Source organism: Dickeya lacustris (assembly GCF_029635795.1).
In the GTDB taxonomy this organism is placed as follows: Bacteria; Pseudomonadota; Gammaproteobacteria; order Enterobacterales; family Enterobacteriaceae; genus Dickeya; species Dickeya lacustris.
The window spans coordinates 249,700-271,073 of the sequence record NZ_CP114280.1 but is presented as its reverse complement, the minus strand read 5'-3'; the positions used below and the strand labels follow the sequence as shown (position 1 = coordinate 271,073).

Below are 21,374 nucleotides of genomic sequence, written 5' to 3'. Positions count from 1 at the left end.
TCAGGAAACCAGGAAGGCAATGGATAAAAGATTGCGCGATGCAGCAGCAAGCAACTGTGCCGAAGTGGATGAATCTGACTTCGATAACAGGGTAATTGTCCTCGAAAAGGGTGATTACTGCGACGTCATGCTTTCTTATCGCTTCCGCTACCGCAAGCGTAAGAAAAATGGCGATCTCGAACAACGTTGCACGAATGGTGACACAAGAATCGCCATCAATTTTTGCCCATTCTGCGGCACCAAATTCAAGGGTAAAGCCGATGGGTGATGCTGGTGACTACTTCAGGGATATCAAACCATTTCTAAAAGAAAACCGCCGCAAAGCCCGTGATGGCGCACATGAACGCATTAAAGCGTTTTTTATCCGAAACGGCATAGAGCTGGAGGAAGGGAATAACACGCTGATATTCCGCACACCACACGGAACAGTTGCGTATTACCCACCCAGTAAGCGAATGCAACACAAAAACGAATGGAAAACATGCAGCCCGACCTACTGCATGAACTATGTACGCAAACTAAGAGGACTCACCAATGACCATTAACATGACCCCTGTTAAATCATCCCAGATCCATAGCATCGGACACGACCCTGTAACCAGCACACTGGCCATCCGCTTCAATGGCCGCGATAACGCGCCGGGCAGCCTGTACCACTACAGCAATGTGAGCGCCGATGATTTCGCCGCGTTCTCCGGCGCTGAGTCGGTTGGTTCGCATTTCTACCGCAATATCAAGCCACACGCTGATCGTTTCCCCTATCAGCGCATCAACGAAGACAAGAAATAAGCGGCTTTTCCCCCTGCGTCCGCTCCGGTGGGCGCATGAGTGAGGCCACTTACCTTAGGAGGCACTGATGAACGATTACAACCATCAACGCATGATTGAAGAAATATTGGAGGAATACGAAAGCAGGCTGGAGCAAAACCCGGAAGAACAGAAAATCCTGAACGAGCGCATCACCAACATGCACCGCAACGCACGGCTTATCGGTGACATGAAGGCGTTACTGAAAAATCGTTGCCACATCGCTGGCACCGATGACCGTCCCATTGGCGCGCTGGTCGAATTACCTCAGACAGAAAACTATCTGCTCGATGTGCAGGAAGAGATATTCCGCCGCGTCGCCATGATCGAGCGAGCAATGGAATTGTCCGGGCTGAGTATTGCCGCCTGAAAAGAGAAAAGCCCCAGCTTACGCCGGGGCTATCCCGGTTGTGCAGTGACCAAACCGCACAACCTTTAAGGACTGACCAATGACCACAAGGGTCATCAGCAGTTGATCGGAGACCAATCCGATCGCAAGGAGAATACCATGACCACCCGCTCCGTTAAACACATCCAATATCGGCACGGTATCGGTAGCCACAATATTCACCACCACCCGCAGCAGAAGAACGGTGTGATGTTCCCGTTGATCATCGTACTGGCCGCGCTTTCTGCGTTGTCACTGATTCTGTAATAAGGACTGACCATGACTTTCACTGATTCTCAAGCACTGACTGTACGTCAGGATTTTGGCGGCGTCAGCAATACCCTGGCAGCGCCAGAAACATCTGCCACTGCGGTGGCAGCACAAGCGAAGGCGATGGTTGAAGCCCGCTACATCATGGCACTTCGCCGCCCACGCCAGTGGGATCAAGTACGCCAAGACCTGTTGAAGGAATGCCGACGCCCCAGCTTTGCCAACAACAAAAGCGCGTATTACCGTAAACCCATCGGCAACGGCGTTGAAGGTTTGGGCATCCGATTCGTTGAGGTAGCACTGCGCTGCATGACGAACGTATTGGTAGAAACCAGTATGATTTTTGAGGATGACCACAAAGAGATCCACCGCGTCTCTGTGACCGACCTGGAATCCAATCTGACCTATCCATTGGATGTGCGCGTAACCAAAACAGTTGAACGGTCAAAGCCCTGCGATGACGGCAGTTACATTAGCGTGCGTAAGAATAGCTACAATAAAAACGTCTACACCGTTCCCGCCACCGATGACGACCTGCTGAACAAGCGATCGGCGCAAATCTCAAAAGCCATTCGCACCCTAGGGCTGCGCATTATCCCTGGCGATCTGCAAGATGAAGCAGAGTCCATCATCAAGGCTATCCGATTAGATGAAGCGGCACGCGACCCCGACACCGAGCGCAAGCGTATCGCCGATGCCTTCGCAGAAATCGGCGTTAAAGCGTCAGAACTGACTGAATTTTTAGGCCACAGCATTGATACTTGCTCGCCCTCAGAGTTGGTTAACCTGCGTGGTATCTATGGCGCAATTCGTGACGGTGAAGCCTCATGGAAAAGCGTCATGGAAAATAAAGCTGAACAGGCTCATTCAACCACCTCTTCCGCGAACGCCCTTCCCATATGCAGTGATGCCGCTTTCGAGCAGAAAAAAGCGGGATGGCGCAAGGCCATTGAAGGTGGCAAAGCGGCCGATGACCTGATCGCCATGATTCAGACAAAAGAGCAACTCACCGACGCACAACGCATGGAGATTGCCTCTTGGGTAAATAATGGGAGCGATCGGCAATGAAAATTCACCCCCTTGTACAAGGCACTGATGAGTGGGCGGCCTTCCGCCTAACTCACCACGGAGCCAGCGAAGCAGCCGCAATGTTAGGTCTTTCGAAGAAGACAACACGCTCCGAGCTGCTTCGCATCAAACACACCGGGACGCCTAAAGAATTCACCAACTGGGTAAGGGAAAATATTCTTGACTACGGGCATGAGGTTGAGGCGCTTGCCCGCCCGCTGGTTGAGAAAATCATTGGTGATGACCTCTATCCTGTCACCTGCTCTGACGAAGATGGAGGCGGGAAATTATCGGCATCGTGCGACGGCCTGACACTGCTCGAAGACACTGCATTTGAACACAAGCAGTGGAATACCGATCTGGCCGCTTCTGTGTCTAACAATGTGCTCCCCGACGACCACATGCCGCAGTGCCAGCAAATCATGCTGGTTACGGGCGCGCAGCGCGTCATTTTTACGGTATCTGATGGTACACCTGAGCGCCTGGTCTGGATGGAAGTGCGGCCTGATGCTAGCTGGTTCGAGCGAATTCGGGCTGGCTGGGCTCAGTTCGATCGCGATCTGGCTGAATACATATTGCCTGCCCCGGCTCCGACTGTTGTGGCCGAAGCGGTGCAAGATCTGCCAGCAGTGACTGTGCAAGTTAACGGTCAGATTGAGGTACGAGAGAATTTCAAAATTTTCGAAGTGGCACTACGCGATTTCATCGAAAACAAACTGATCAGAGAGCCACAGACCGATCAGGATTTTGCCGACCTTGATTTGCAAATCAAGGCCATGAAAAAGGCAGAAGAAACACTGAATGCCGCCGAGTCGATGATGCTGGCGCAAATTCAGCGTGTTGATGAGGCAAAGCGCCAGAAAGATATGCTGTCCAGGCTGGTGCGCGACAATCGGCTCATGGCCGAGAAACTGCTGGCCAGTGAGAAAGAACGCCGGCGCACGGAGAAAGTCGTCGCGGCACGTCAGGCATTTGCCGATCACGTCACCGAGCTACAGCGCGAAATTAGCAGTGTCCGCCTTGATATTGTCGTGCCGGATTTTGCAGGCGCGATCAAGGGACTGAAAACCATGTCCAGCATTCAGGACAAGTTAGACACCGCACTGGCGAATGGCAAAATCGCGGCTGACCAACAGGCCGCCGACCTGCGCACGAAGCTGGCATGGCTGGATGCCAACACCGCCGACTATCGCGCGCTACTGGCTGACCTGCAACAACTGGTTGCCAAGCCATTTGATGACTTCAAATTGGCAGTAACAGCGCGCATTGATGCACACAAGAAAGCGGAGGAAGCCCGACTGGAAGCGGAACGTGAGCGCATCCGCCAAGAGGAAGCGGCGCGACTGGAAGCGGCGCGACTGGAAGCGGAACAACACCAGCAGCAGGAACAGCAGCGCCCCAGCGAAACGGAAAGCACGACAACCATGGCGCCGTGTCGCATAGCAATGAGCAGCAGCAAGCAGATTGAGCCGAATGAACCACCTGCGTTGCGTCTGGAGCAAATCAACGACCGTCTGGCACCACTCTCTCTGACTGTTGATGGTCTGGCGCGTCTTGGCATCATGCATGCCGCTACGGACAAATCCGCAAAACTGTATCACGAGCACGATTTTTCACGCCTCTGCACTGCATTGCTGCAACACATCCAGTCAGTTCAGGCTAACGCCGACTAATCACATCAGGAAATTCTTTATGACAACCACAACAACCGTCGCCGACGTGTTGGAGTCATCCCTGCGCCCTGTTCGGGCGCAGCTTGATCTGGCGACATCCCAAACTACCGGCATGGCGCAGCGTTCTATAGAGAGCGCCGCAGTTCTGTTGAATCAAGCACAGGCCCTGTGTATTGAGCAAATCAACCAGGAGACTGATGAATACAACGCCATGCTTGATAGGCTGGAGACTACAGACAGCACCTTAGCCACCAAAGCGTTGGAGCTGAAGCAGATTCAGGAACGCATCGAAACCGCCGAACTGAGTGCGGTGGAAGCGATTGCTGAACGTGACAGCATCACCGCCAGGCACAAGCTGGCGCTTACCGATAATGCCATGCTGGCAAACGAGCGGAATCAGTTGAAATCGCTCAATCCAGAACGCATGAAATCGCAAATTGTGCGCCTCAAAGAGGAGCTGGCCGACAGCCGGAAACTACGAGACCAGCAGTTGACGGAAATACGCCAACTGAAAAAAGAACTCGCCGACAAAACCAGTAAGCTTTCAGGCATGGTGCAACTCAACGACGAGTTAAACCGGCATCTGGCCGATATTCAAGCGCGTTTACGGCGTGCCGACGGCGATGTGGCACCACGTTACTGGCAGGCCAGCAATGGCGTGCAGTTTTATTTCTACACCTTCCAGTGGGGGCTTGAGCTCCGTTCCCCTGAATATGACGTAACAATCCTGAATGGTATCGACTGGCACCTGGAGATCCGTAGCACCATCGGCATTTGCATGATCGTGTCTGTAACGGATTGGGCTGTCCCGATGTATCCCACTATTGAGAGTTTCAAAGATGCCTGGCCGGAAGGGCTAAATGAAGCTGTCACGGCACGCATCCGCGAGCTACTGGAAGAAACCCACCCTCACCTGGTACGCCGGGCGGAATGGGCCGAATCAGTGCTATCCGGCACGCTACCGCTGAAAGAGCAATATCTGGATCTCCTCAGCGCCGCTGGCATCTATTCGCTATTTGACATTGTGCGCCGCACGCCGGAAATGCTGGCGGATAAGGTGAAAGGGTTCGGGCTCACCACCGCGCGCCAAGTACATGCAAAATGCATGGGGCTGGTGAAGGATTGGGAACAGGCTCAAAAACGCAGCGAGGCCGCCTGATATGGAAGAATTGCATTTAGGCGTCCTCTATAAACCGGAAGACGATCGCTGCAACTGGCTGAACGTCATTATTCATCGCATGCGGGCGCGGTCATCAATTCGACTGGGCGAACCCTACAAACCGGAGCCCAAGCCAATCTATACCGGTGATACGTTCACCCAGATGCCCTCACCCATGCCACGCATCGGTGCGCGCCGCTACTACTCATCAACCATTATGCTGGCCGTGTACCAGCTTCACCGGCTAGGCATCAATGAAAACATGATAGCCAAAGATACCGGCATTCCCGTTGGGGACGTCCGCAAACTGCTGGCCCACAAAACCCAAACACAACGCAAGCAATGGCAACGAGCCCATCAACTGCCACTGCCATCCAAATCGGTGATCTTGGGGCGGCTGGGAAAGGAGGTTTGAATGAAACGGTTTTTTTCTATTGCAGGGGCGTTTGATGCTGGGTTTGCCATCGGCTTTGCTCTGGGCCTGCTGGTTGCGAAGTTTGCCATTGAATATGACTACTTATGGCTGAACTTATGAAAAACGGCCGTATTGAAACGGCAAATACCTCACCCACCGGAAAGGTTATCCATCCAATTTCACATCCAACAACATTTGACCGCGCTATGCGGTTTTTTTATTTGAGGACTGACCAATGACCCATATTACAGAAGCAACTCCCACCGTTAACGCAACCAGTCTGGCGACGGCTATCAATGATCACTGCCGTCAGTTTGAAGCATCTGAAGAATTTCGTGACATGATTCATAAGCACGTCCGGGCGCTGTATGAAAAAACCATTGAAGACACGTTCCGCTGGGGGAGATTTCCCGATGCGGTGAAAAAGGCGCTCGAAGAGGCGTTACCCGGCAATATCACCGAAATCGCTGACCTGCCGCGCTATAACCTGCTGCTGGCCCGTGCCCTTGATGAGCAATGGAAGACCAATGCAGTTAGCGAGCAACTGGTAACGCATATGCAGGCGCTGGTGAAGGATTTCATCGAACAAGACCAATTACCAAAGTTCATCAAGGCATCTGACCTGTGGCGGGCCTATGTTGAGCAGTATCAGGAAGAGGCCGAGCAAGAGGGATGGGAACGCCCGCAGGTTGTTGTCAATGACGACCGTGACGGCTTTTTCTACATCGGGTTTGAAAAAGAACCCGCTTCCGAAAGATCCTATCGTTACCAGAGCAAAGAACAGAAAGAGAAAGCGCATCAGTGCGAGGTCTATCTGGGCTTTCATCAGAAGACCGTTCGCGATGGGCGCAACAACAATCCTGTTATGCACGAAGGGAACCCTGTTTATTCGCTTTTCAACGGTAAGCTCGAATTTAACGATGCGCTGGGTAAGAAGCCGGTTCAGTTCAGAAGCACCTTCGAGAAAATGGTAGGTGCATTGTATTACGGTGATAGTCTGCTGGTGCTCGATGACGAGGCTGACGACATCTGCTACCCGAATGACAATTAATCTCAATATCACCGCATCCTCACCGTGATGCGGTAAATCCCCCCTTGACCCAATGAAACCCGAAGGAGGCCGCTTTGTTCGGTCTATTTCTTTTTGTCTGTTACACATTCCAGCCGTGCCAATACGAGCCGCAAGGTTGGGTATATCCAGATCGGAAAAATTGCGAGGCGGATATCAGGGCGCAGAAATTGCCCACTGAATACCAGTGCCTGCCCGTTGAGGCCATCATGCCGGCATGGAGCGAAAACGATGAGTAAATCCCTGATAAAACGTTGCCAGCGGCGCTGGCGCATTCGCCTGAAACCATGGGGTGATTCAAAGGTTTCCCCTTACTGGTGTAAAGCTGACATCAAGCCGTTTGCGCGGGAGAATGGAAAAATCACCGCTGATTGCCTGGTAGCAGAAATGGCAGAAAACAACGCCAAGGCCGATTTTGCCGGGCAAGGTAATCCATACGGCTGGACACCGGAGTTTTCTCGTTATTTTGATGAAAACCGTGAGCGCTACACCAAAGAGGCGCTCCACTTTCTGACTGGCAAGATCACCATCGAAGAGATTGACGACAGCATTGATGCTGAAATTGATTGCTGGGAGCCGTAAATGTCTATGTCACCCCAACGCCCTATTCTTGATATGTGCTGCGGATCAAGGATGTTCTGGTTTGATAGCCACGATGCCCGGGCAGTATTCACAGACATTCGCCGGGAGCAGCACACCCTTTGCGATGGCCGCAGCCTGGAGATAAATCCCGATATTGTCGCCGACTTCCGCGCCCTTCCCTTCAACAATGCGCAATTTGCTCTGGTCGTTTTTGATCCGCCCCATCTGATACGCGCCGGAGAGAATGGCTGGCTGCGCAAAAAGTACGGCGCATTGAACAGGGATACATGGCGTGATGACCTGCGCACTGGATTCGCTGAAGCGTTTCGGGTACTGCGGCCGCTCGGCGTGTTGGTGTTTAAGTGGAATGAAACGCAAATCCCTATCCGTGAAGTGCTGGCACTGACTGACCAAAAACCAGCGTTTGGCCACTTATCTGGTAAGCGCAGCAATACGCATTGGGTTTGTTTTATCAAAGGAGATTAATGTCGATCACATTGATTCCAGATTCCACTATGACATCAGCCCGTCGTGACAGCATCATCCTCGTGTCGTAATGATGCGATGAATATGGAAGAAGAAAATGGTTACTATCGACGATCAAACCATAGATAAGATTATCTCGGCCTTATCCGATACTAACAACCCTACAGCCGCTTTTGAAGCGGCCAGGATTATAAGCAAATGGCTCCTGGAGTACGAGCTAACTTACTTATCGCTGACAGATGAACAACTCAACCGGCTCAGAAAAGCTGAAGCATCAATTTAACCCCCTAAACCCTGTGAATGCAGGGTTTTTTATTAGCTGGAGAAAAATATGCCAAACCACATAACTAATGAAATTAAGGTACTCGGTGGCACGAACAAGGAACGCTTTGCATTCATCCGCGCCATTACGAACAAGCGTGGACTTATCGACTTCAATAACATCACTGCCATGCCAAAGAGCATGGATATTGAAGAAGGCACCTACGTTGAAATGATGGCCTCCGCTATCGCCGGTGAGCCTATGGGCAATCCATACTTCTGTGAAGTAAAGCCCGTGAAGGACGTGGTTAAAATGCTTCGTGATAAAGGGGTTAAGCCATGGTACATCAAAAAGTTAAAGCAACAGGCGAAGATACGTATCGATAATAAGCGCCGCTATGGATTTTACTCTTGGCTTGACTGGTCACGGGAAAAGCGGGGAACGAAGTGGAACGCTTATAGCGTGGAAATGCCGGTAGAAATGCCAAAGCAGCGCATGAAGTATGGATATAAGCACCAGAAAACTCATGTCCGTGCGTATGCAAAGCGGCTGTTTAAGAAGCGCCTAAGTCGTTATGCAGCCAGTGGTGCGGAGCTGGTTATTCGTTTTGACACTGCATGGTGCTGTCCTGAGCCGATATTTATAGAAATGGCTCGCCGGTTCCCTCACCTAGAGTTCCACATTCGTTATGCTGATGAGGATATGGGAAGCAACTGTGGATCGATTTTCATGACAAATGGAGAGAATGCATCTTCCGATATTGATCCACGCCGGAGTGAACAGTCCGAAGAGGAACGCCATAAATGGCGTAAGTTTGCTTTTGAGGTTCGCTACCCTGGGAAAACGCCGCAACAACACGGCATGAACGATAAATACGAGTACGTAGATAGTGACGAATAACCGATCCGCCTAATCAGCGGATTTTTTTATTGCCTAAACTTAGGAGGAACACATGCCTCAATCATGGTCAGTTCCATTTCCATAATCGAAAACAGAACATAACGGATATCCTGTCTACTGGCGATATTTTGAAACCGTTCAAGCGGCGGGAATTGAAGTTATCGCCGAGCAGTATATTGCCTTCCACCAGACTAATAGCTATGCCTTTCTATGCCCTGCTCGCTGGGCTAAGGATTATGATATCGATCGGGATAAGGCGCGATGGCTCGACGGATGGAAAAAGAAAGATATGCGATACGCGATCAAGAAAGTTGCAAAATCAGCAGAGCGATCTTTTGCTTTCCCATCACAGCAATTAGCGCTAGAAAGTCTGCTGCGCCGAAAGAGATATCATCTAATGCGGCTAAAGCAGGACATTGCCATTATCACCACAGTCGTTGAAGAAATGGCAAAGCTGGATTTTTCATCCGCGCAAATTGAATACAATTTCGGCCATAATGCCGAAACAGAAAACTGGATTTTCAACTAACCACAGCCCCTTCCTTACCCAAATAAAACGACCAAAATAAGGGCGTGTCTTTGGCATGCCCTTTTCCCGAGGACTGACCAATGACAAAGCTATTAACATTAGAAGAATGGCGAGAACAAAAATACTCAGGTAACCCCCCAACCATACAAACACTACAGCGTTGGGCGCGCGCAGGGAAAATATATCCAGCGCCAGAAAAACACGGTAGAGAATATAGAGTCACTGAAGATGCAATTTATATAAACCCTAAAAGCTTTTCACTGGCTAAAAAGATGATTCAGGGCGATCCAGCGTTATCACCATTGATAGGGAAAATTATTCATGGCGAAAAGGCAGACAAGGTATGATGCCAATTTACCGCGAAATCTCACATACAGAAAACGGCGTAAGTCTTTTTACTGGAGAAATCCGGTAACAGGTGAAGAATTTAATCTTGGGGCAGTAGCACGCAGAGATGCAATATCACAAGCAATAGAGGCTAACCATTATATTGAAAGCAATTTCACGCCAGTTGCATTGATGCAGCGCCTGATAAAAAAGAAGGATGATAGCGAGCCCACAGCAACATTCTCAGACTGGATGAAAAGTTACGAAGCCATATTAAAACGACGAGATTTGGCAGATAACACAATCAAGGCCAGAACAAAGCAAATAGGTTATTTATGCAACAGGTTTGGGAAAAAGGATATTACGAAAATCACAACAAAGGATATCGCAGAATTTATTAACGGCTATATTGACTCAGGTAAAAATACGACAGCATCAACGATGAGATCGCTACTGGTTGACATATTTCGCGAGGCGATCGCAAACGGCATCGCCACAAACAATCCGGCAGAAGTGACAAAAACACCAAACGTGCGTGTTAAACGCGAACGTCTTACACTTGATGAGTATTGGGTAATCCGCGCAGCAGCCTGCACAAACCAGCCGGAATGGGTTGAGTTAGGTATGCTTATGGGGTTAGTTACTGGCCAGCGGCGTGAGGACATTTGTGAAATGAAAAAGAGCGATATTCGAGACGGCAGGCTGTGGGTCGCTCAGGGAAAAACGGGGGCGCAAATCTCGATCCCCTTGGATTTGAAACTGAATGCCGCCAGCCTCACGTTACGCCACGTTGTAGAACGGTGCGTGGCATCAAATAGCAGTGAATACCTGATAGGTTCAGATAGCCGCAAAACGGGCCGGGAGCCCGGCGCACTTCACCCGGATACACTGACTAAGGCATTCGTTGCTGCCAGAAAAAATTGCGGGCTGACATTCACAGATTCGCCACCAACATTTCATGAAATACGCAGTTTGGCGGGCCGATTATATGAAAAGGAATATGGAAAAGAATTCGCGCAGAAATTACTCGGTCATAAATCAATGAAAATGACTGACAAATATTTGGATAGCAGAGAAAAAGAGTGGACGATGCTGTAGCTAAATAATGGCCGCCAGCGCTTATCTCTTGTTGCAACATGGTTATTGAAAGGCTGATATTGCGACAGATAATGATTATTATCTGACCGTTGCGATTTACACCGGGTACGGATTTTCGGGCCGATTTCGGGCATTTTCGGGCTGAATAATATTTTTTATTTAAAAATCAATGAGTTAAAAAAAGACCGAATACGATTCCTGTATCCGGTCTAGGGAAAGGGCTCTTGGGATAGAGCCGTGCGCTAAAAGTTGGCATTTGTGCGTGCTGCATCACAGCCCGCTCTTTAAGAGTAGTCGACACACTTTCGTTTTCCAGTTTGCCCCAGTATTTGCCAGCCATTATTGCAACAATCTGTACACTTTGTGACAACACGCTCAAACCCGCCTATTTCTCTCCCACATTCCGTTCCCAACTGCTAGCAACTTACTCACACAGCCCCTGGGCGCGTTCAATAAACGGTTGCAGGCTCATTTTTTGCCCAGCGTGTGCCGGGTCATCCAGTAAAATCGTGTCCAGCGGCGTGGCGCTGACTTTACCGCTGCTGACCTGCGCGCGGGCAATGTCGTTAAGCGGGTATTGCATTAACGTACTGGGATTAATGACGTACAGAGCCTGACCGGGACGACAAATCAGTTGTACCTCTTCGCGATTAAACGCCCAGCGCGAGCCATATTCCAGCTTGCTCAGGTTTGCGACTTGCGACGCCGCCTGTACCGATAACGACACCAGGCAGCCCAAGCATAGCGGCATGATTTTATTCATGATGTATTTCCTATCACTCATCCATTCGCAGAGATATTGTGGTTGTATATCGCATCATGCCTGTGCCCGACCAGCCACTGACCTCGCGATAGACTTACCGAAGCGGGATAATAGCGAGCCCCCCTAATGAAGTCGAGCGGCGGCAAGCGCCCCACGCCGCGCCGACACAAACGCATCAGGCCGTGCCCTCTTCTGCCATAAACCCGCTAACGCGCTGCACCCGGCGGCTGACCGCCTCTGCCAGTATGTCACGGCGCCGCCCGGCACAGCCGAGGCTGAAGTAGCGTCTGGCTCGGGTAATACCGGTGTAGATAAGCTCGCGCGTTAAGATAGGGCTCAGGCTCTCTGGCAGCAGTAGCGCTGTATGCGTGAACTCGGAGCCCTGCGATTTATGAACCGTCATGGCAAAAACCGTCTCTACCGATGACAAACGCCTCGGCAGCATCCAGCGCACGCAGGAGCGGCCATCACCGGCGGCGAAAGCGACCCGGTTTACCCACACTCGCGAACCATCCGCCTGTTGCTGGGGCACCGACAACGTGATGCCGATATCGCCATTCATCAGTTGCAGGCTATAGTCGTTACGCGTCACCATCACCGGCCGCCCTGCATACCACCCTTGCCAGTCCTCCAGCAACTGCGCGCGGTGTAATAACCGGGCGATACGCGCGTTCATGCTCTCAACTCCACAAGGCCCGTTTCGTAACGCGCATAGCAGTTGAAACTCACTAAAGGCGTTGAGAATCGTCATGGCCCAATCATCAAACGCCGTTGCAGGCGCGGTCAGCGCCGGACGGGTGTCATGCATCAATTGCAGGTAATGCCGATACCCGGCGGCAAGGCCGCCTGAAGCCGCAAAATCGCCAACGGCCCCGTCAACCAGCCAGGCATTGAGTGCCGAGGTATCCTCGGGGTGTAACAACAGGCAGGCCAAATCGGGGTAGCCTTGCTGCCATATCGCCGCTAACGCACCGGTATCACCGCGATTAACGGCCTCCGCCAGCCGACCAATCCCGCTGCCGCTGCCAAAGCGATAGCTATGGCGCAACATCACAATCGCCTGGTCACGCGCCTGACCCTCGGCATCAACCAACGAATCATCCGGTGCCTGCCCCGTCACGGCCAGTAACCAGTCGCGGGTGGGCGGCAGGTAGTGCCCTTGTTCAGCACGCTGGCACCAGGCCCCCATCAGTGCGCCAGCCTCAACGGACGCCAGTTGATCCTTGTCGCCCAGTAATACCAGCCTGGCCGCAGGCGGCAGCGCATCCAGCAACGCCGACATCATCTCCAAATCCACCATTGAGGCTTCATCCACCACCAGCACATCCAGCGCAAGCGGGTGACTGGCGTGATGGCGAAAGCGACGGCTGTCGGGTCGGCTGCCCAGTAAACGGTGCAGGGTAACGGCTTCACTCATCAAACTGTTGCGGATAGCTTCCGGCTGCGCCAGCCCCTGTAGCATGAGTTTGTCGATAGCTCCGGCAATCGACTCATTAAGGCGCGCCGCCGCCTTGCCGGTCGGTGCCGCCAGCCGAATGCGCAGCGGTTTACCCTGCTGCTCCAGCGCCAAAGACTGTAACAGCGCCAGCAATTTCAGTACCGTGGTGGTTTTGCCGGTGCCTGGCCCACCGGTAATAATGCTAAACGCACTACCGGCGGCCAGCGCGCAGGCAAGCTTCTGCCAGTCGGGTTGCATCGTTGATGACGTTGGGAACAGCGCATCGAGGCGCTGGCGCAGCACATCCACCGGCAGCGCCTGTTTCAGCGCGGCGTTATCCGCCAGACGCTTATCGATGGCGTGGCGAACATGCTGTTCATACTGCCAGTAGCGACGCAGATAGAGCCGGGTGCCCGCCAGCACCAGCGGCGTGTTGCCTGCGCCGCAGGCTATCAGCGGCGAGGGCGATAACGCCGCCAGCCAATCCTCGAGCGTGATGCCATACAGCGCCTGCGCCGGGCGAGGGACGGTGCCTTGGCGCTCATCGCCGTGCTCCGGCGGCAACGCCAGCGACAGATCGCTGTCAGCCACCAGCGCCTCAAGATCAAGACAGACATGGCCGCGCCCTAACTGGTAACTGGTCAGCGCCGCGCCGAGCAAGAGCAGCGGCGAGGTTTGCGGGCACTCCTGATAGAAAAAACGCGCCAGCGCCCGGTCAAGCTCACGCAGCCAGCCGCTGTCAACCCACTGGTCAAGCAGCGCCAAGACCTGATGATGATCGCTGTGTTTCATGCTCGCTCCTCGCCCGCATCGCCAAACAAGTGTTTACCAAACAACTGTTCCAGCGCCTCAATAACGGCTTTCTCTGGGCGCAGATGGCATACGCCGCCGCCCGGAGCCTGGCTGCCGCGCAGGAACAGGTATACCGCGCCACCGACATGGCGATCGTAGTCATAATCCGGCAGGCGGGATTTTAGCAACCGATGCAGTGCAAACAGGTACAGCACCAGTTGCACGTCATAACGGTGATTCAGCATCGCCTGAACCATCGGCGCAGGCTGCGCCGGAGTGAATGGCGTTAACTGATAATCCTCCGCCTGCGTGCCCAGCCAGTTCGATTTGTAATCCAGCACGTAATAACGTCCCTGATGTACAAACACCAGGTCAATAAACCCTTTCAACATGCCATTGAGCTGTTCGTCCACGAGCGCGGGCCGGGATGCGCCAGCAAAGAGGGCCGCACGCACCCGCTCATCAAGCTCGCGCGTGTCCACCTGATGTAGCGCAAACCAAAACTCCATCTCAACCTGATAGTGCTGCAACTGCGCCAACGCCACCTCCCCTGCTGGCAAGGCCATCGGCTGGCGCAGTTGTTGCATTAACCACTCGGTTAACACCGGTATCCACGACGGCCAGCCCTGCCGGTTACAGCGTCGCGCCACCTGGTCAGCCACGCGCTCGCGGTCATTGGCCAGCAACGCAAACCCTTCCCGCCCGGCCCACTCCAGCAAGCCGTGCAAAAAACTGCCCGGCGCGGCCCCGCGAGGAAATGCGTGTAAATCAAGTCCGCCATGCGCCACGGCAGAAACCGGGGGCTCGGCTTGCGTTTGCGGCTCAATAAAGGTTTCCTGCTGCGCGGTTTGCACCTCAGCCAATACCTCACAGTTATTATTATCGTGATTATTATCATCGTGACGGCCAGCCAGTTGCAGGCCGGAATAGCTGGTAATACGCCAGCGGTGGCGGCGCAGATCGGGTAGCGGCGGCTCCGCGCTCATGACGCGCAGGTCAGCCGTATCTTGATAGTGAACCTCATCGGCCTGCGGCAATGGGCACTGCACACTGTGCGCGCCACACCAGGCCGACAGGCTTGTCGCCAGCGCCTCTGAGGTCACGTTCGCCCCAATCCCCAGCAGATAACCGGGCGCGCTGCGCTCAAGCCCTTTGAGCGGGGCTATCCCCACCCAGGTGGCGTAACGCGCGCGGGTCAGCGCCACATAGAATTTACGCAAATCCTCACCGAGGCGCTCCTCGTCAGCGCGCGCGGCGGCCTCATGGTCGGCGTCAAGCTCAATACGGCGTTGCCCGTCATCATCATGGTAGACAAGCGGTGTGTCGGTTGCGCTCACCGGGCGATAAGCACAGGCAAAAGGCAGGAACACCAAGGGGTACTCCAGCCCTTTTGATTTATGTACCGTGACCACTTTCACCCGGTCAGCATCACTCTCAAGGCGCAGCTTCAGGCTGTCTGCACCGGGGTTTTCATCCTGACACTGCTGCGCCAGATAACGCAGCAACGCGTGTTCGCCATCAAGCCGTACGGCGGCGTGTTGCAACAACTCCGAAAGATGCAGCACATCGGTCAGCGCACGGGCGTTGCCGCTACGCAGTAAGCGGCGCGGCACCTCAAACTCCCACATCAGCCGGCGCAGCATCGGCAACACCCCTTGCTGACGCCAGATGCGCTGATAGGTGAAAAACTGCATCACCCGCCGCTCCCACACCCGCTCATCATCACTCAGGCTCGCCAACGCCTGCCAGCTTAACCCCAGCATCGGGGTGGCCAGCGCCGCACGCAGCAGACGATCATTTTCCGGGTCGGCGCAGGCGGCCAACCAGGCCTGTAACTCCGTCGCCTGCGCCGTCTGAAATACCGATTCCCGATCAGACAAATACACACTGCGCACCCCGCGCCGTGATAACTGTTCACGCACGGCGGCGGCTTCCCGGCCATTATTGACCAGTATCGCCATGTCGCCCGGCTGCACCGGTTGTAGCGCCAGACCGGGTTGAACAAACCCGGCCTGCCCCTGCACGCCCTGCTGCAACAGTCTGACCACCTCTCGCGCACAGCCGGTCGCCATGCGCTGGCGATAGTCGCTGGCGGATAACGGCGCGTCGGCGGCCAGCAACCAGCAGGTCAACGCGGCCCCCTCGCCTTGCGCATGTTGCCAGCGCGCCGCCCGGCCATTGGCCCGCACCGGCAAAAACGGCAGCGGGTTATCCTCGGCGTGGCGAAAGCGAAATGCACCGGGGCTATCGGGGCGCTGTTCAGCCTGCATAAAGACCTGGTTGATGGCCGCGACCATCGGCCCGGTCGAGCGGAAATTGGTCGCCAGTGTGTAATGTCGGGGGGCGGTATCGCGGCGGGCACGCAAATAGGTGTGGATATCCGCGCCGCGAAAAGCGTAGATGGCCTGCTTGGGGTCGCCAATCAAAATCAGCGCCTGTTGCGCGTCCGTCTGCGCCACCCGGTAGAGCGCATCGAAAATACGGTATTGCAGCGGATCGGTATCCTGAAACTCATCAATCATCGCCACCGGGAACTGCTCGCGGATGCGCTGCGCCAGCCTTGCGCCATTTTCGCCCTGTAGCGCCCGATCCAGCCGGGTCAGTAAATCCTGAAACCCCATCTGCGCCCGCTGCATCTGCTCGCGCTGAAAACGTTGACTCACCCAGCGGCAGGCATGTTTTAACACCTGATTGTGCGGCACTGGCAGGGCCTCAAGCTGCGCGCGAAGCTGTTCAATCGCGGCCAGTGCCGGGTGTTGTGGCACGGGTGAGGCGTCTTTCCAGCAGTCGTGCAGTCCGGCAGGCGTCAGGCGCTCCCAGCCGGTTTTTAAATCAGGCCAGGTGTCATCCCCACTGGCCCAGAGGCGCAGGGTATTGAGCCACGGATGAAGATAGCGCGCTTGCAGCTTGCGGCCATCGACCCACCGGTTGGCAATCGCCTCATCCAGCAACGCCTGAAGCTCGTCGCACCACACTGCCCACGGCGCTTTCAGCTCGCTTAACCGGCGGGCTTTCTCCTCACGGGTGACGCGGAACACCTCCGCCGGTGGCGTGTCCTGACCCAGCGTGTCGGCACTGTCGAGCAAGCGAACCACGCTGTCGTAAAACGCCTGCGGCGAAGGCCAGCGCTCACGCAGTTCCCGCACATCGGCTGGCGTGAGCACGAAGAAAAAGGTGCGCCAGTAGTCGCGTACCACTTCCAGCAGCAGTTCGCGCGGGTCGGTTTCCAGCGTTTGATTAAACAGGCTGCCGCTGTCAAAGGCGTGCTCACCTAACATGCGGTAACACCAACTGTGGATGGTAGAGACCGCCGCCTCATCCATCCACTCCGCCGCCAGTTGCAATTTACGCGCGCAGGCCGGCCACTCATGCGGCGGGTATGCGTCGCGCAGCGCCTGTAACAGCGGGTCGGCGTCCGGGGTTGGCGCTAACGTTGCCTGGAAAAACGCCGCCGCCTGCGCCAGTCTGGCGCGGATACGGTCGCGCAGCTCGCGGGTCGCCGCCTCGGTAAAGGTCACGACCAGAATCTCCGGCGGCGTCAGCGGGCGACCAAACGCCTGCTCGCCGCCGTGCCCCAACACCAGGCGCACATACAGCATGGCGATGGTAAACGTCTTGCCCGTACCGGCGCTGGCCTCAATCAGGCGGCTGCCGGTAAGCGGGAAGCGCAACGCATCCAGCGTTGCCGGTGAAATTGTCGGTGAAGTTCCCGGTGAAGATGCAGACGTCATGACTGGCCTCGTGAGGATGATTTTTTGGCGGATGCGGCTTTTAAGGTGTGGTAGAGCGGCGCCAGTAGCCGGTCAACCCAGCGGGCAAACGCCCCTTCGCACCACAGCGCATCAAAATCGGCAAACGCGCGCGCCAGATAAGGATTATCCACCGACTCGGCCCGGCGCGCTGGCGGGTCATGTTCGTCATAACAGGCCCGCGCCGCGCGGCCTGCATCACTGTCCAGCGGCTGCTCTGGCGTACCGCCCGCCTCAAGCCAGGCAAAGCCGGTTTTCGCCGCCAGCGGCAGCGGCGCGGCCATTCCCGTCTGCCAGCCATCGCGCAAGGCTTGCCAGTAGGTTTCAACGTGCTCAGGCGTCAGCGCATTGAAGTGTACCGTGCCGTTTTTACTCACTATCGTGGTGTGCAACGTCTGCCCGTTGAGGTGCCCGGCCAGGTGCATCACCCAGAAGGGCAGCAGGCGCTCAAAGCGATAACTGCGGCGGCTGGCATGCAGTAACCCGCTACTCTCCAGCACCAGACGGCAGCGGTTGCCCTGTTCATCGGCCCGCAACTCTGTCAGCCAGTCTTCCAGCGGCAATGACTCGCCAAACGGCACCTGAATCACGTCATCGTTTAGCGCCTGCGGCCATTCAGCCAGCGCCTGCTCGTAGCGGCTAAACAGGTCAGCCATCGGTTCAGCAAGGTCTTGCGCCATCACATCGGTAAAACCGCCGGGTGCCAACTCCCCCCGGCGCACCATGCTGTCAAGTTGCGCCTTCAGCGCCTGCTCTCGCGGCAGCCGCTGATGAACCGCCTGTTTCTGCGCCAGAATCAGTTCATGCTGTAAGCGCCAGTTATCCAGCGCATCGATAACAAACGGCTCGTGATCGAGGCTTGCCGGATCGTCACGCTCAAACCAAACGTTAAGGCGCAGGCGAAAAAACTGCCGCACCGGGTCACGCACAAAATCGGCCAGGTGGCGCAGCGTTAACGCGCCTTCATGGTGATACGCCGCGAGCGGCACGCTGGGGTTATCCGCCGGTGCGGGGGCGAGCCCGCTGCGCCATTCGCGCGCGTAGCTAAACAGGGTGCTGTCAGCGCTAAAATACTCGGCGTTAAACGGTTGCAGGCGGTGTTCTACCGTCAGCGCATCGGGCAGCGGCTGGCCATCGACGCTACGCCAGACCGAGGCGAGATGATCGCGTAATTGCGCCACCAACACCGAAGGCGGCCGCTCGCTGTTATCGTGAATGCTGCGCCCCACCCAGCTGATGTAGAGCCGCTCCCGCGCCGAGAGCAGCGCTTCGAGAAACAGATAGCGGTCGTCCTCGCGCCGCGAGCGGTCGCCGGGACGGTAATCCTGCCCCATCAGGTCAAAATCCAGCGGCACACGGGTACGGGGGTAATCACCGTCATTCATACCGAGCAGGCAGACGTGGCGAAACGGAATGGCGCGCATCGGCATCAGGGTGGCGAAAATCACCGCACCGGCAAAAAACGGCTGCGTCAGGCTGCGATGGTCAAACATCGCCAGCCAGTGCTCACGCACCACCGACAGCGGCAAAAGCTCTTGTAACCCGGCGGCCTCGCAGCTGTCGCTAAAGCGTTGCAGGCTGTCGTCAAGTTGCAGCAGCATAAAGCCTTCATCACCCTCCTGCGCCTCAAAAAACGTCGCCAGCAGCGTGCGCAGCCGCTCCCCCCATTGCGCAGCCAATACCGGCTGGCTTAATTGTTGCCAGGTGGCGTCCAGCCGGTCGAGCAACAGCGCCAGTTGCCCGGCCAGTACCGCATCCAACCCGCCGATTTCATCAAGCGGTTCAATATCATGCCAGGCGTCGCCAGCGCCTACTGCATAGCCCAGTAACATGCGGCGCAGGCCGAAAAACCAGCTGTTTTGCTCGGACTCGCCCGGCAAATCCAGGCTCTGGCGCTGGCGGGCATGGAGCCCCCAGCGCACGTTGGCCGCCCGCACCCAGCGCTGCAACAGCGGTAATTGCGCCTCACTGATGGCAAAGCGCCGCCGCAGTGCCGGGACATCCAGCAAATCCAGCACATCGCTAACGGCAATGCGCGATTGCGGCAAATGCAACAAGCGCTCCAGCGCCGCCAGCAACAGGTTGTTCTGGCGCGGGCCGCTATCGGCCACGCTAAACGGGATGTAGCGCGGGTCTCCGCGCTCAATCAGCCCGAATACCGCTTGAATGTGCGGGGCGTACGCGTTGATATCCGGCACCATCACGATAATCTCGCCGGGGCGCAGCGTCGGGTCAGCGGCAAAGGCGGCCAGCAGTTGGTCATGCAGCACTTCGACTTCACGCTGTGGGCTGTGGACGAGATGAAAACAGAGCGAGCGGTCTTGCTGTGGGTCAATGGCCGACCAGCGTGTGGCGCTTTCCTGCACCGGGCGCAAATCGAGAATGTCGTCCTGCAACTGGTTGAGCAGGCAGGCGTGGCCGGGGGAGAGAAACAGATTAACGCGCTCCATCAGCCCCGGCGTGTGCGCCTGTTGCTCATACTCATCGAGCAGCCCGATGTAATCGCGCCCCTGCTTGCCCCAGGCGGCCAGCAGCGGGTGCGCGTGTTGGTGTAACGCCTCATCGCTGATATCCAGCGGCATGCCGGGTTTACGCGCCTGACGGCGCTCCCAGCTTCTCAGCAGGTCTTTATCGGCGATGATATCGCCCCAATAATGCTCGCACGGGTTATGTACGCACATCACCACCTGGCACCAGTGACTGAGCGCCGCCAGTACCTCCAGCGCCTGTTGCGCCATGGATGAAATGCCAAACACCACCACGCGCGCGGGCAACCCCGGCGGCGGCGGCAGGCCAGCCTCTCTGCGCTCTGCCACGCATTCGAGAAAGCGCTGATGCAGCGCGGCGCGGCTGGTCGCAGACAGCGCCTCGCTGGTGTCGGCCAGCAGCGCACGCCAGAGCTGCGGCTGCCAGCGCTGCGCTTGCGGCAGCGGCGTGACACCGCGTCGGCTGGTGGTCAACACATCACGCCCCGCAGCCCAGTCACCCAGCCAGTCGGCGCGGTAGACCTGATACTGATCAAACAGATCCGCCAGCCGCCCGGCCAACTGGTAGCGCTTACGCAGGTCATTGTCCTCACGCAAAAAACCGGCCAAGGCCGCAAAGTCCGGTTGCGCCAATAACGCCGGTAACAGGCGCATCAATCGCCAGAGCAGTTGATCTTTATCAAACGGCGAGGTTTCGGGCACCTGCTCAGTCCCCAACACGCGGCGATAAACCTGCCAGAAAAAACGGGCCGGTAATTGAATATCGAGCGCGGCGGCAATACCGCAACCGCCCTGTTGCCTGTCACGCGCCAGCGCCAGCTTCAACCACTGGCCAATGCCGTTGCTCTGCACCAAAATGTGCTCGTTCTCAAGCCCCGCCAGCGGGTGTGCCGCCATCCACGACACCAGTAAATCACGCAGGCTTTCCGGGTGGTTGCTGTGAATGACCATCAGGCCAGGTTGCAGGGACTGTTCGCTCATCTGTCTCTCTGAAGGGTTTGTGGCTGAAATGACTCTCGCCGCTGCCTCACGCATCGGCTGACCCATCAATATCTTAGCATTCAATAAGATTATCTCGCACCGGAGACGTACAAAGGCAGGTAAGATAGCGCG

The 21,374-nt window shown here is 55.6% G+C and carries 21 protein-coding genes; 17 read left to right on the top strand and 4 right to left on the bottom strand.

Annotation, left to right across the window (positions count from 1 at the left end; genetic code table 11):
- The first annotated feature begins 19 nt into the window (after positions 1 to 19).
- From O1Q98_RS01180 to O1Q98_RS01100, 17 genes are all read left to right on the top strand, one after another.
- Entirely contained in the window at positions 20 to 268 is a 249-nt protein-coding gene (locus O1Q98_RS01180) for a hypothetical protein (RefSeq protein ID WP_125259411.1), read from the top strand.
- Entirely contained in the window at positions 261 to 545 is a 285-nt protein-coding gene (locus O1Q98_RS01175) for a hypothetical protein (protein WP_125259410.1), read from the top strand. The genes O1Q98_RS01180 and O1Q98_RS01175 overlap by 8 nt, the downstream gene beginning before the upstream one ends.
- Positions 535 to 789 (top strand): KTSC domain-containing protein, encoded by a 255-nt coding sequence (locus O1Q98_RS01170; RefSeq protein WP_125259409.1) that lies wholly within the window; start codon positions 535 to 537, stop codon positions 787 to 789. The genes O1Q98_RS01175 and O1Q98_RS01170 overlap by 11 nt, the downstream gene beginning before the upstream one ends.
- Before the next feature lie 67 nt (positions 790 to 856).
- Positions 857 to 1,177, top strand: coding sequence for a hypothetical protein (locus O1Q98_RS01165; protein ID WP_125259408.1), 321 nt, complete (start codon positions 857 to 859; stop codon positions 1,175 to 1,177).
- 138 nt (positions 1,178 to 1,315) lie between these two features.
- Positions 1,316 to 1,462: a hypothetical protein gene (locus O1Q98_RS01160; RefSeq protein WP_164512984.1), complete on the top strand. Its 147-nt coding sequence runs from the start codon at positions 1,316 to 1,318 to the stop codon at positions 1,460 to 1,462.
- Between the two features lie 12 nt (positions 1,463 to 1,474).
- Positions 1,475 to 2,533 carry a hypothetical protein gene (locus O1Q98_RS01155; RefSeq protein ID WP_125259407.1) on the top strand — a complete coding sequence of 353 codons (1,059 nt, stop codon included), beginning with the start codon at positions 1,475 to 1,477 and terminating at the stop codon, positions 2,531 to 2,533.
- Entirely contained in the window at positions 2,530 to 4,206 is a 1,677-nt protein-coding gene (locus tag O1Q98_RS01150) for a YqaJ viral recombinase family protein (RefSeq protein ID WP_125259406.1), read from the top strand. Before O1Q98_RS01155 ends, O1Q98_RS01150 begins: the two co-directional genes overlap by 4 nt.
- 19 nt (positions 4,207 to 4,225) lie before the next feature.
- Positions 4,226 to 5,365: a hypothetical protein gene (locus O1Q98_RS01145; RefSeq protein ID WP_125259405.1), complete on the top strand. Its 1,140-nt coding sequence runs from the start codon at positions 4,226 to 4,228 to the stop codon at positions 5,363 to 5,365.
- 1 nt (position 5,366) lies between these two features.
- Positions 5,367 to 5,780: a hypothetical protein gene (locus O1Q98_RS01140; RefSeq protein ID WP_125259404.1), complete on the top strand. Its 414-nt coding sequence runs from the start codon at positions 5,367 to 5,369 to the stop codon at positions 5,778 to 5,780.
- Positions 5,781 to 6,015: 235 nt separating this feature from the next.
- Positions 6,016 to 6,831, top strand: a complete 816-nt coding sequence (locus O1Q98_RS01135; protein ID WP_125259403.1) for a hypothetical protein — start codon at positions 6,016 to 6,018, stop codon at positions 6,829 to 6,831.
- Positions 6,832 to 7,080: 249 nt separating this feature from the next.
- Positions 7,081 to 7,431: a hypothetical protein gene (locus O1Q98_RS01130; RefSeq protein ID WP_125259401.1), complete on the top strand. Its 351-nt coding sequence runs from the start codon at positions 7,081 to 7,083 to the stop codon at positions 7,429 to 7,431.
- A gap of 6 nt (positions 7,432 to 7,437) precedes the next feature.
- A complete protein-coding gene (locus O1Q98_RS01125) occupies positions 7,438 to 7,917 on the top strand; it encodes a class I SAM-dependent methyltransferase (protein WP_125259416.1) in 480 nt (159 codons plus the stop codon).
- Positions 7,918 to 8,014: 97 nt separating this feature from the next.
- On the top strand, positions 8,015 to 8,200 hold the full coding sequence (locus O1Q98_RS01120) for a hypothetical protein (protein ID WP_125259400.1): 186 nt from the start codon (positions 8,015 to 8,017) through the stop codon (positions 8,198 to 8,200).
- A 48-nt stretch (positions 8,201 to 8,248) separates the two neighbouring features.
- Positions 8,249 to 9,079: a DUF1281 family ferredoxin-like fold protein gene (locus O1Q98_RS01115; protein WP_125259399.1), complete on the top strand. Its 831-nt coding sequence runs from the start codon at positions 8,249 to 8,251 to the stop codon at positions 9,077 to 9,079.
- A 289-nt stretch (positions 9,080 to 9,368) separates the two neighbouring features.
- Entirely contained in the window at positions 9,369 to 9,608 is a 240-nt protein-coding gene (locus O1Q98_RS01110) for a hypothetical protein (protein WP_240632754.1), read from the top strand.
- A gap of 80 nt (positions 9,609 to 9,688) precedes the next feature.
- Entirely contained in the window at positions 9,689 to 9,955 is a 267-nt protein-coding gene (locus O1Q98_RS01105) for an excisionase (RefSeq protein ID WP_125259398.1), read from the top strand.
- Entirely contained in the window at positions 9,930 to 11,033 is a 1,104-nt protein-coding gene (locus tag O1Q98_RS01100; RefSeq protein ID WP_125259397.1) for a site-specific integrase, read from the top strand. The genes O1Q98_RS01105 and O1Q98_RS01100 overlap by 26 nt, the downstream gene beginning before the upstream one ends.
- A 424-nt stretch (positions 11,034 to 11,457) precedes the next feature.
- Here O1Q98_RS01100 and O1Q98_RS01095 read toward each other — a convergent pair whose 3' ends face one another.
- From O1Q98_RS01095 to recC, 4 genes are all read right to left on the bottom strand, one after another.
- Positions 11,458 to 11,796 (bottom strand): YebY family protein, encoded by a 339-nt coding sequence (locus O1Q98_RS01095; RefSeq protein ID WP_125259396.1) that lies wholly within the window; start codon positions 11,794 to 11,796, stop codon positions 11,458 to 11,460.
- 175 nt (positions 11,797 to 11,971) lie between these two features.
- The gene (recD, locus tag O1Q98_RS01090) at positions 11,972 to 14,026 is read right to left on the bottom strand and encodes an exodeoxyribonuclease V subunit alpha (protein WP_125259395.1); all 2,055 of its coding nucleotides are present in this window, start codon (positions 14,024 to 14,026) and stop codon (positions 11,972 to 11,974) included.
- Positions 14,023 to 17,757: an exodeoxyribonuclease V subunit beta gene (gene recB / locus O1Q98_RS01085; protein WP_125259394.1), complete on the bottom strand. Its 3,735-nt coding sequence runs from the start codon at positions 17,755 to 17,757 to the stop codon at positions 14,023 to 14,025. Before recB ends, recD begins: the two co-directional genes overlap by 4 nt.
- A complete protein-coding gene (gene recC, locus O1Q98_RS01080; protein ID WP_125259393.1) occupies positions 17,754 to 21,242 on the bottom strand; it encodes an exodeoxyribonuclease V subunit gamma in 3,489 nt (1,162 codons plus the stop codon). Before recC ends, recB begins: the two co-directional genes overlap by 4 nt.
- Positions 21,243 to 21,374 lie beyond the last annotated feature (132 nt).

Coding starts and splice junctions, on each gene's coding strand:
- O1Q98_RS01125 (WP_125259416.1), top strand. CDS start 7,438: ATGTCACCCCAACGCCCTATTCTTGATATGTGCTGCGGATCAAGGATG.
- O1Q98_RS01180 (WP_125259411.1), top strand. CDS start 20: ATGGATAAAAGATTGCGCGATGCAGCAGCAAGCAACTGTGCCGAAGTG.
- O1Q98_RS01175 (WP_125259410.1), top strand. CDS start 261: ATGGGTGATGCTGGTGACTACTTCAGGGATATCAAACCATTTCTAAAA.
- O1Q98_RS01150 (WP_125259406.1), top strand. CDS start 2,530: ATGAAAATTCACCCCCTTGTACAAGGCACTGATGAGTGGGCGGCCTTC.
- O1Q98_RS01145 (WP_125259405.1), top strand. CDS start 4,226: ATGACAACCACAACAACCGTCGCCGACGTGTTGGAGTCATCCCTGCGC.
- recB (WP_125259394.1), bottom strand. CDS start 17,757: ATGACGTCTGCATCTTCACCGGGAACTTCACCGACAATTTCACCGGCA.
- O1Q98_RS01165 (WP_125259408.1), top strand. CDS start 857: ATGAACGATTACAACCATCAACGCATGATTGAAGAAATATTGGAGGAA.
- O1Q98_RS01155 (WP_125259407.1), top strand. CDS start 1,475: ATGACTTTCACTGATTCTCAAGCACTGACTGTACGTCAGGATTTTGGC.
- O1Q98_RS01100 (WP_125259397.1), top strand. CDS start 9,930: ATGGCGAAAAGGCAGACAAGGTATGATGCCAATTTACCGCGAAATCTC.
- O1Q98_RS01105 (WP_125259398.1), top strand. CDS start 9,689: ATGACAAAGCTATTAACATTAGAAGAATGGCGAGAACAAAAATACTCA.
- O1Q98_RS01140 (WP_125259404.1), top strand. CDS start 5,367: ATGGAAGAATTGCATTTAGGCGTCCTCTATAAACCGGAAGACGATCGC.
- O1Q98_RS01130 (WP_125259401.1), top strand. CDS start 7,081: ATGAGTAAATCCCTGATAAAACGTTGCCAGCGGCGCTGGCGCATTCGC.
- recD (WP_125259395.1), bottom strand. CDS start 14,026: ATGAAACACAGCGATCATCATCAGGTCTTGGCGCTGCTTGACCAGTGG.
- O1Q98_RS01110 (WP_240632754.1), top strand. CDS start 9,369: ATGCGATACGCGATCAAGAAAGTTGCAAAATCAGCAGAGCGATCTTTT.
- O1Q98_RS01170 (WP_125259409.1), top strand. CDS start 535: ATGACCATTAACATGACCCCTGTTAAATCATCCCAGATCCATAGCATC.
- O1Q98_RS01160 (WP_164512984.1), top strand. CDS start 1,316: ATGACCACCCGCTCCGTTAAACACATCCAATATCGGCACGGTATCGGT.
- O1Q98_RS01120 (WP_125259400.1), top strand. CDS start 8,015: ATGGTTACTATCGACGATCAAACCATAGATAAGATTATCTCGGCCTTA.
- O1Q98_RS01135 (WP_125259403.1), top strand. CDS start 6,016: ATGACCCATATTACAGAAGCAACTCCCACCGTTAACGCAACCAGTCTG.
- O1Q98_RS01095 (WP_125259396.1), bottom strand. CDS start 11,796: ATGAATAAAATCATGCCGCTATGCTTGGGCTGCCTGGTGTCGTTATCG.
- O1Q98_RS01115 (WP_125259399.1), top strand. CDS start 8,249: ATGCCAAACCACATAACTAATGAAATTAAGGTACTCGGTGGCACGAAC.
- recC (WP_125259393.1), bottom strand. CDS start 21,242: ATGAGCGAACAGTCCCTGCAACCTGGCCTGATGGTCATTCACAGCAAC.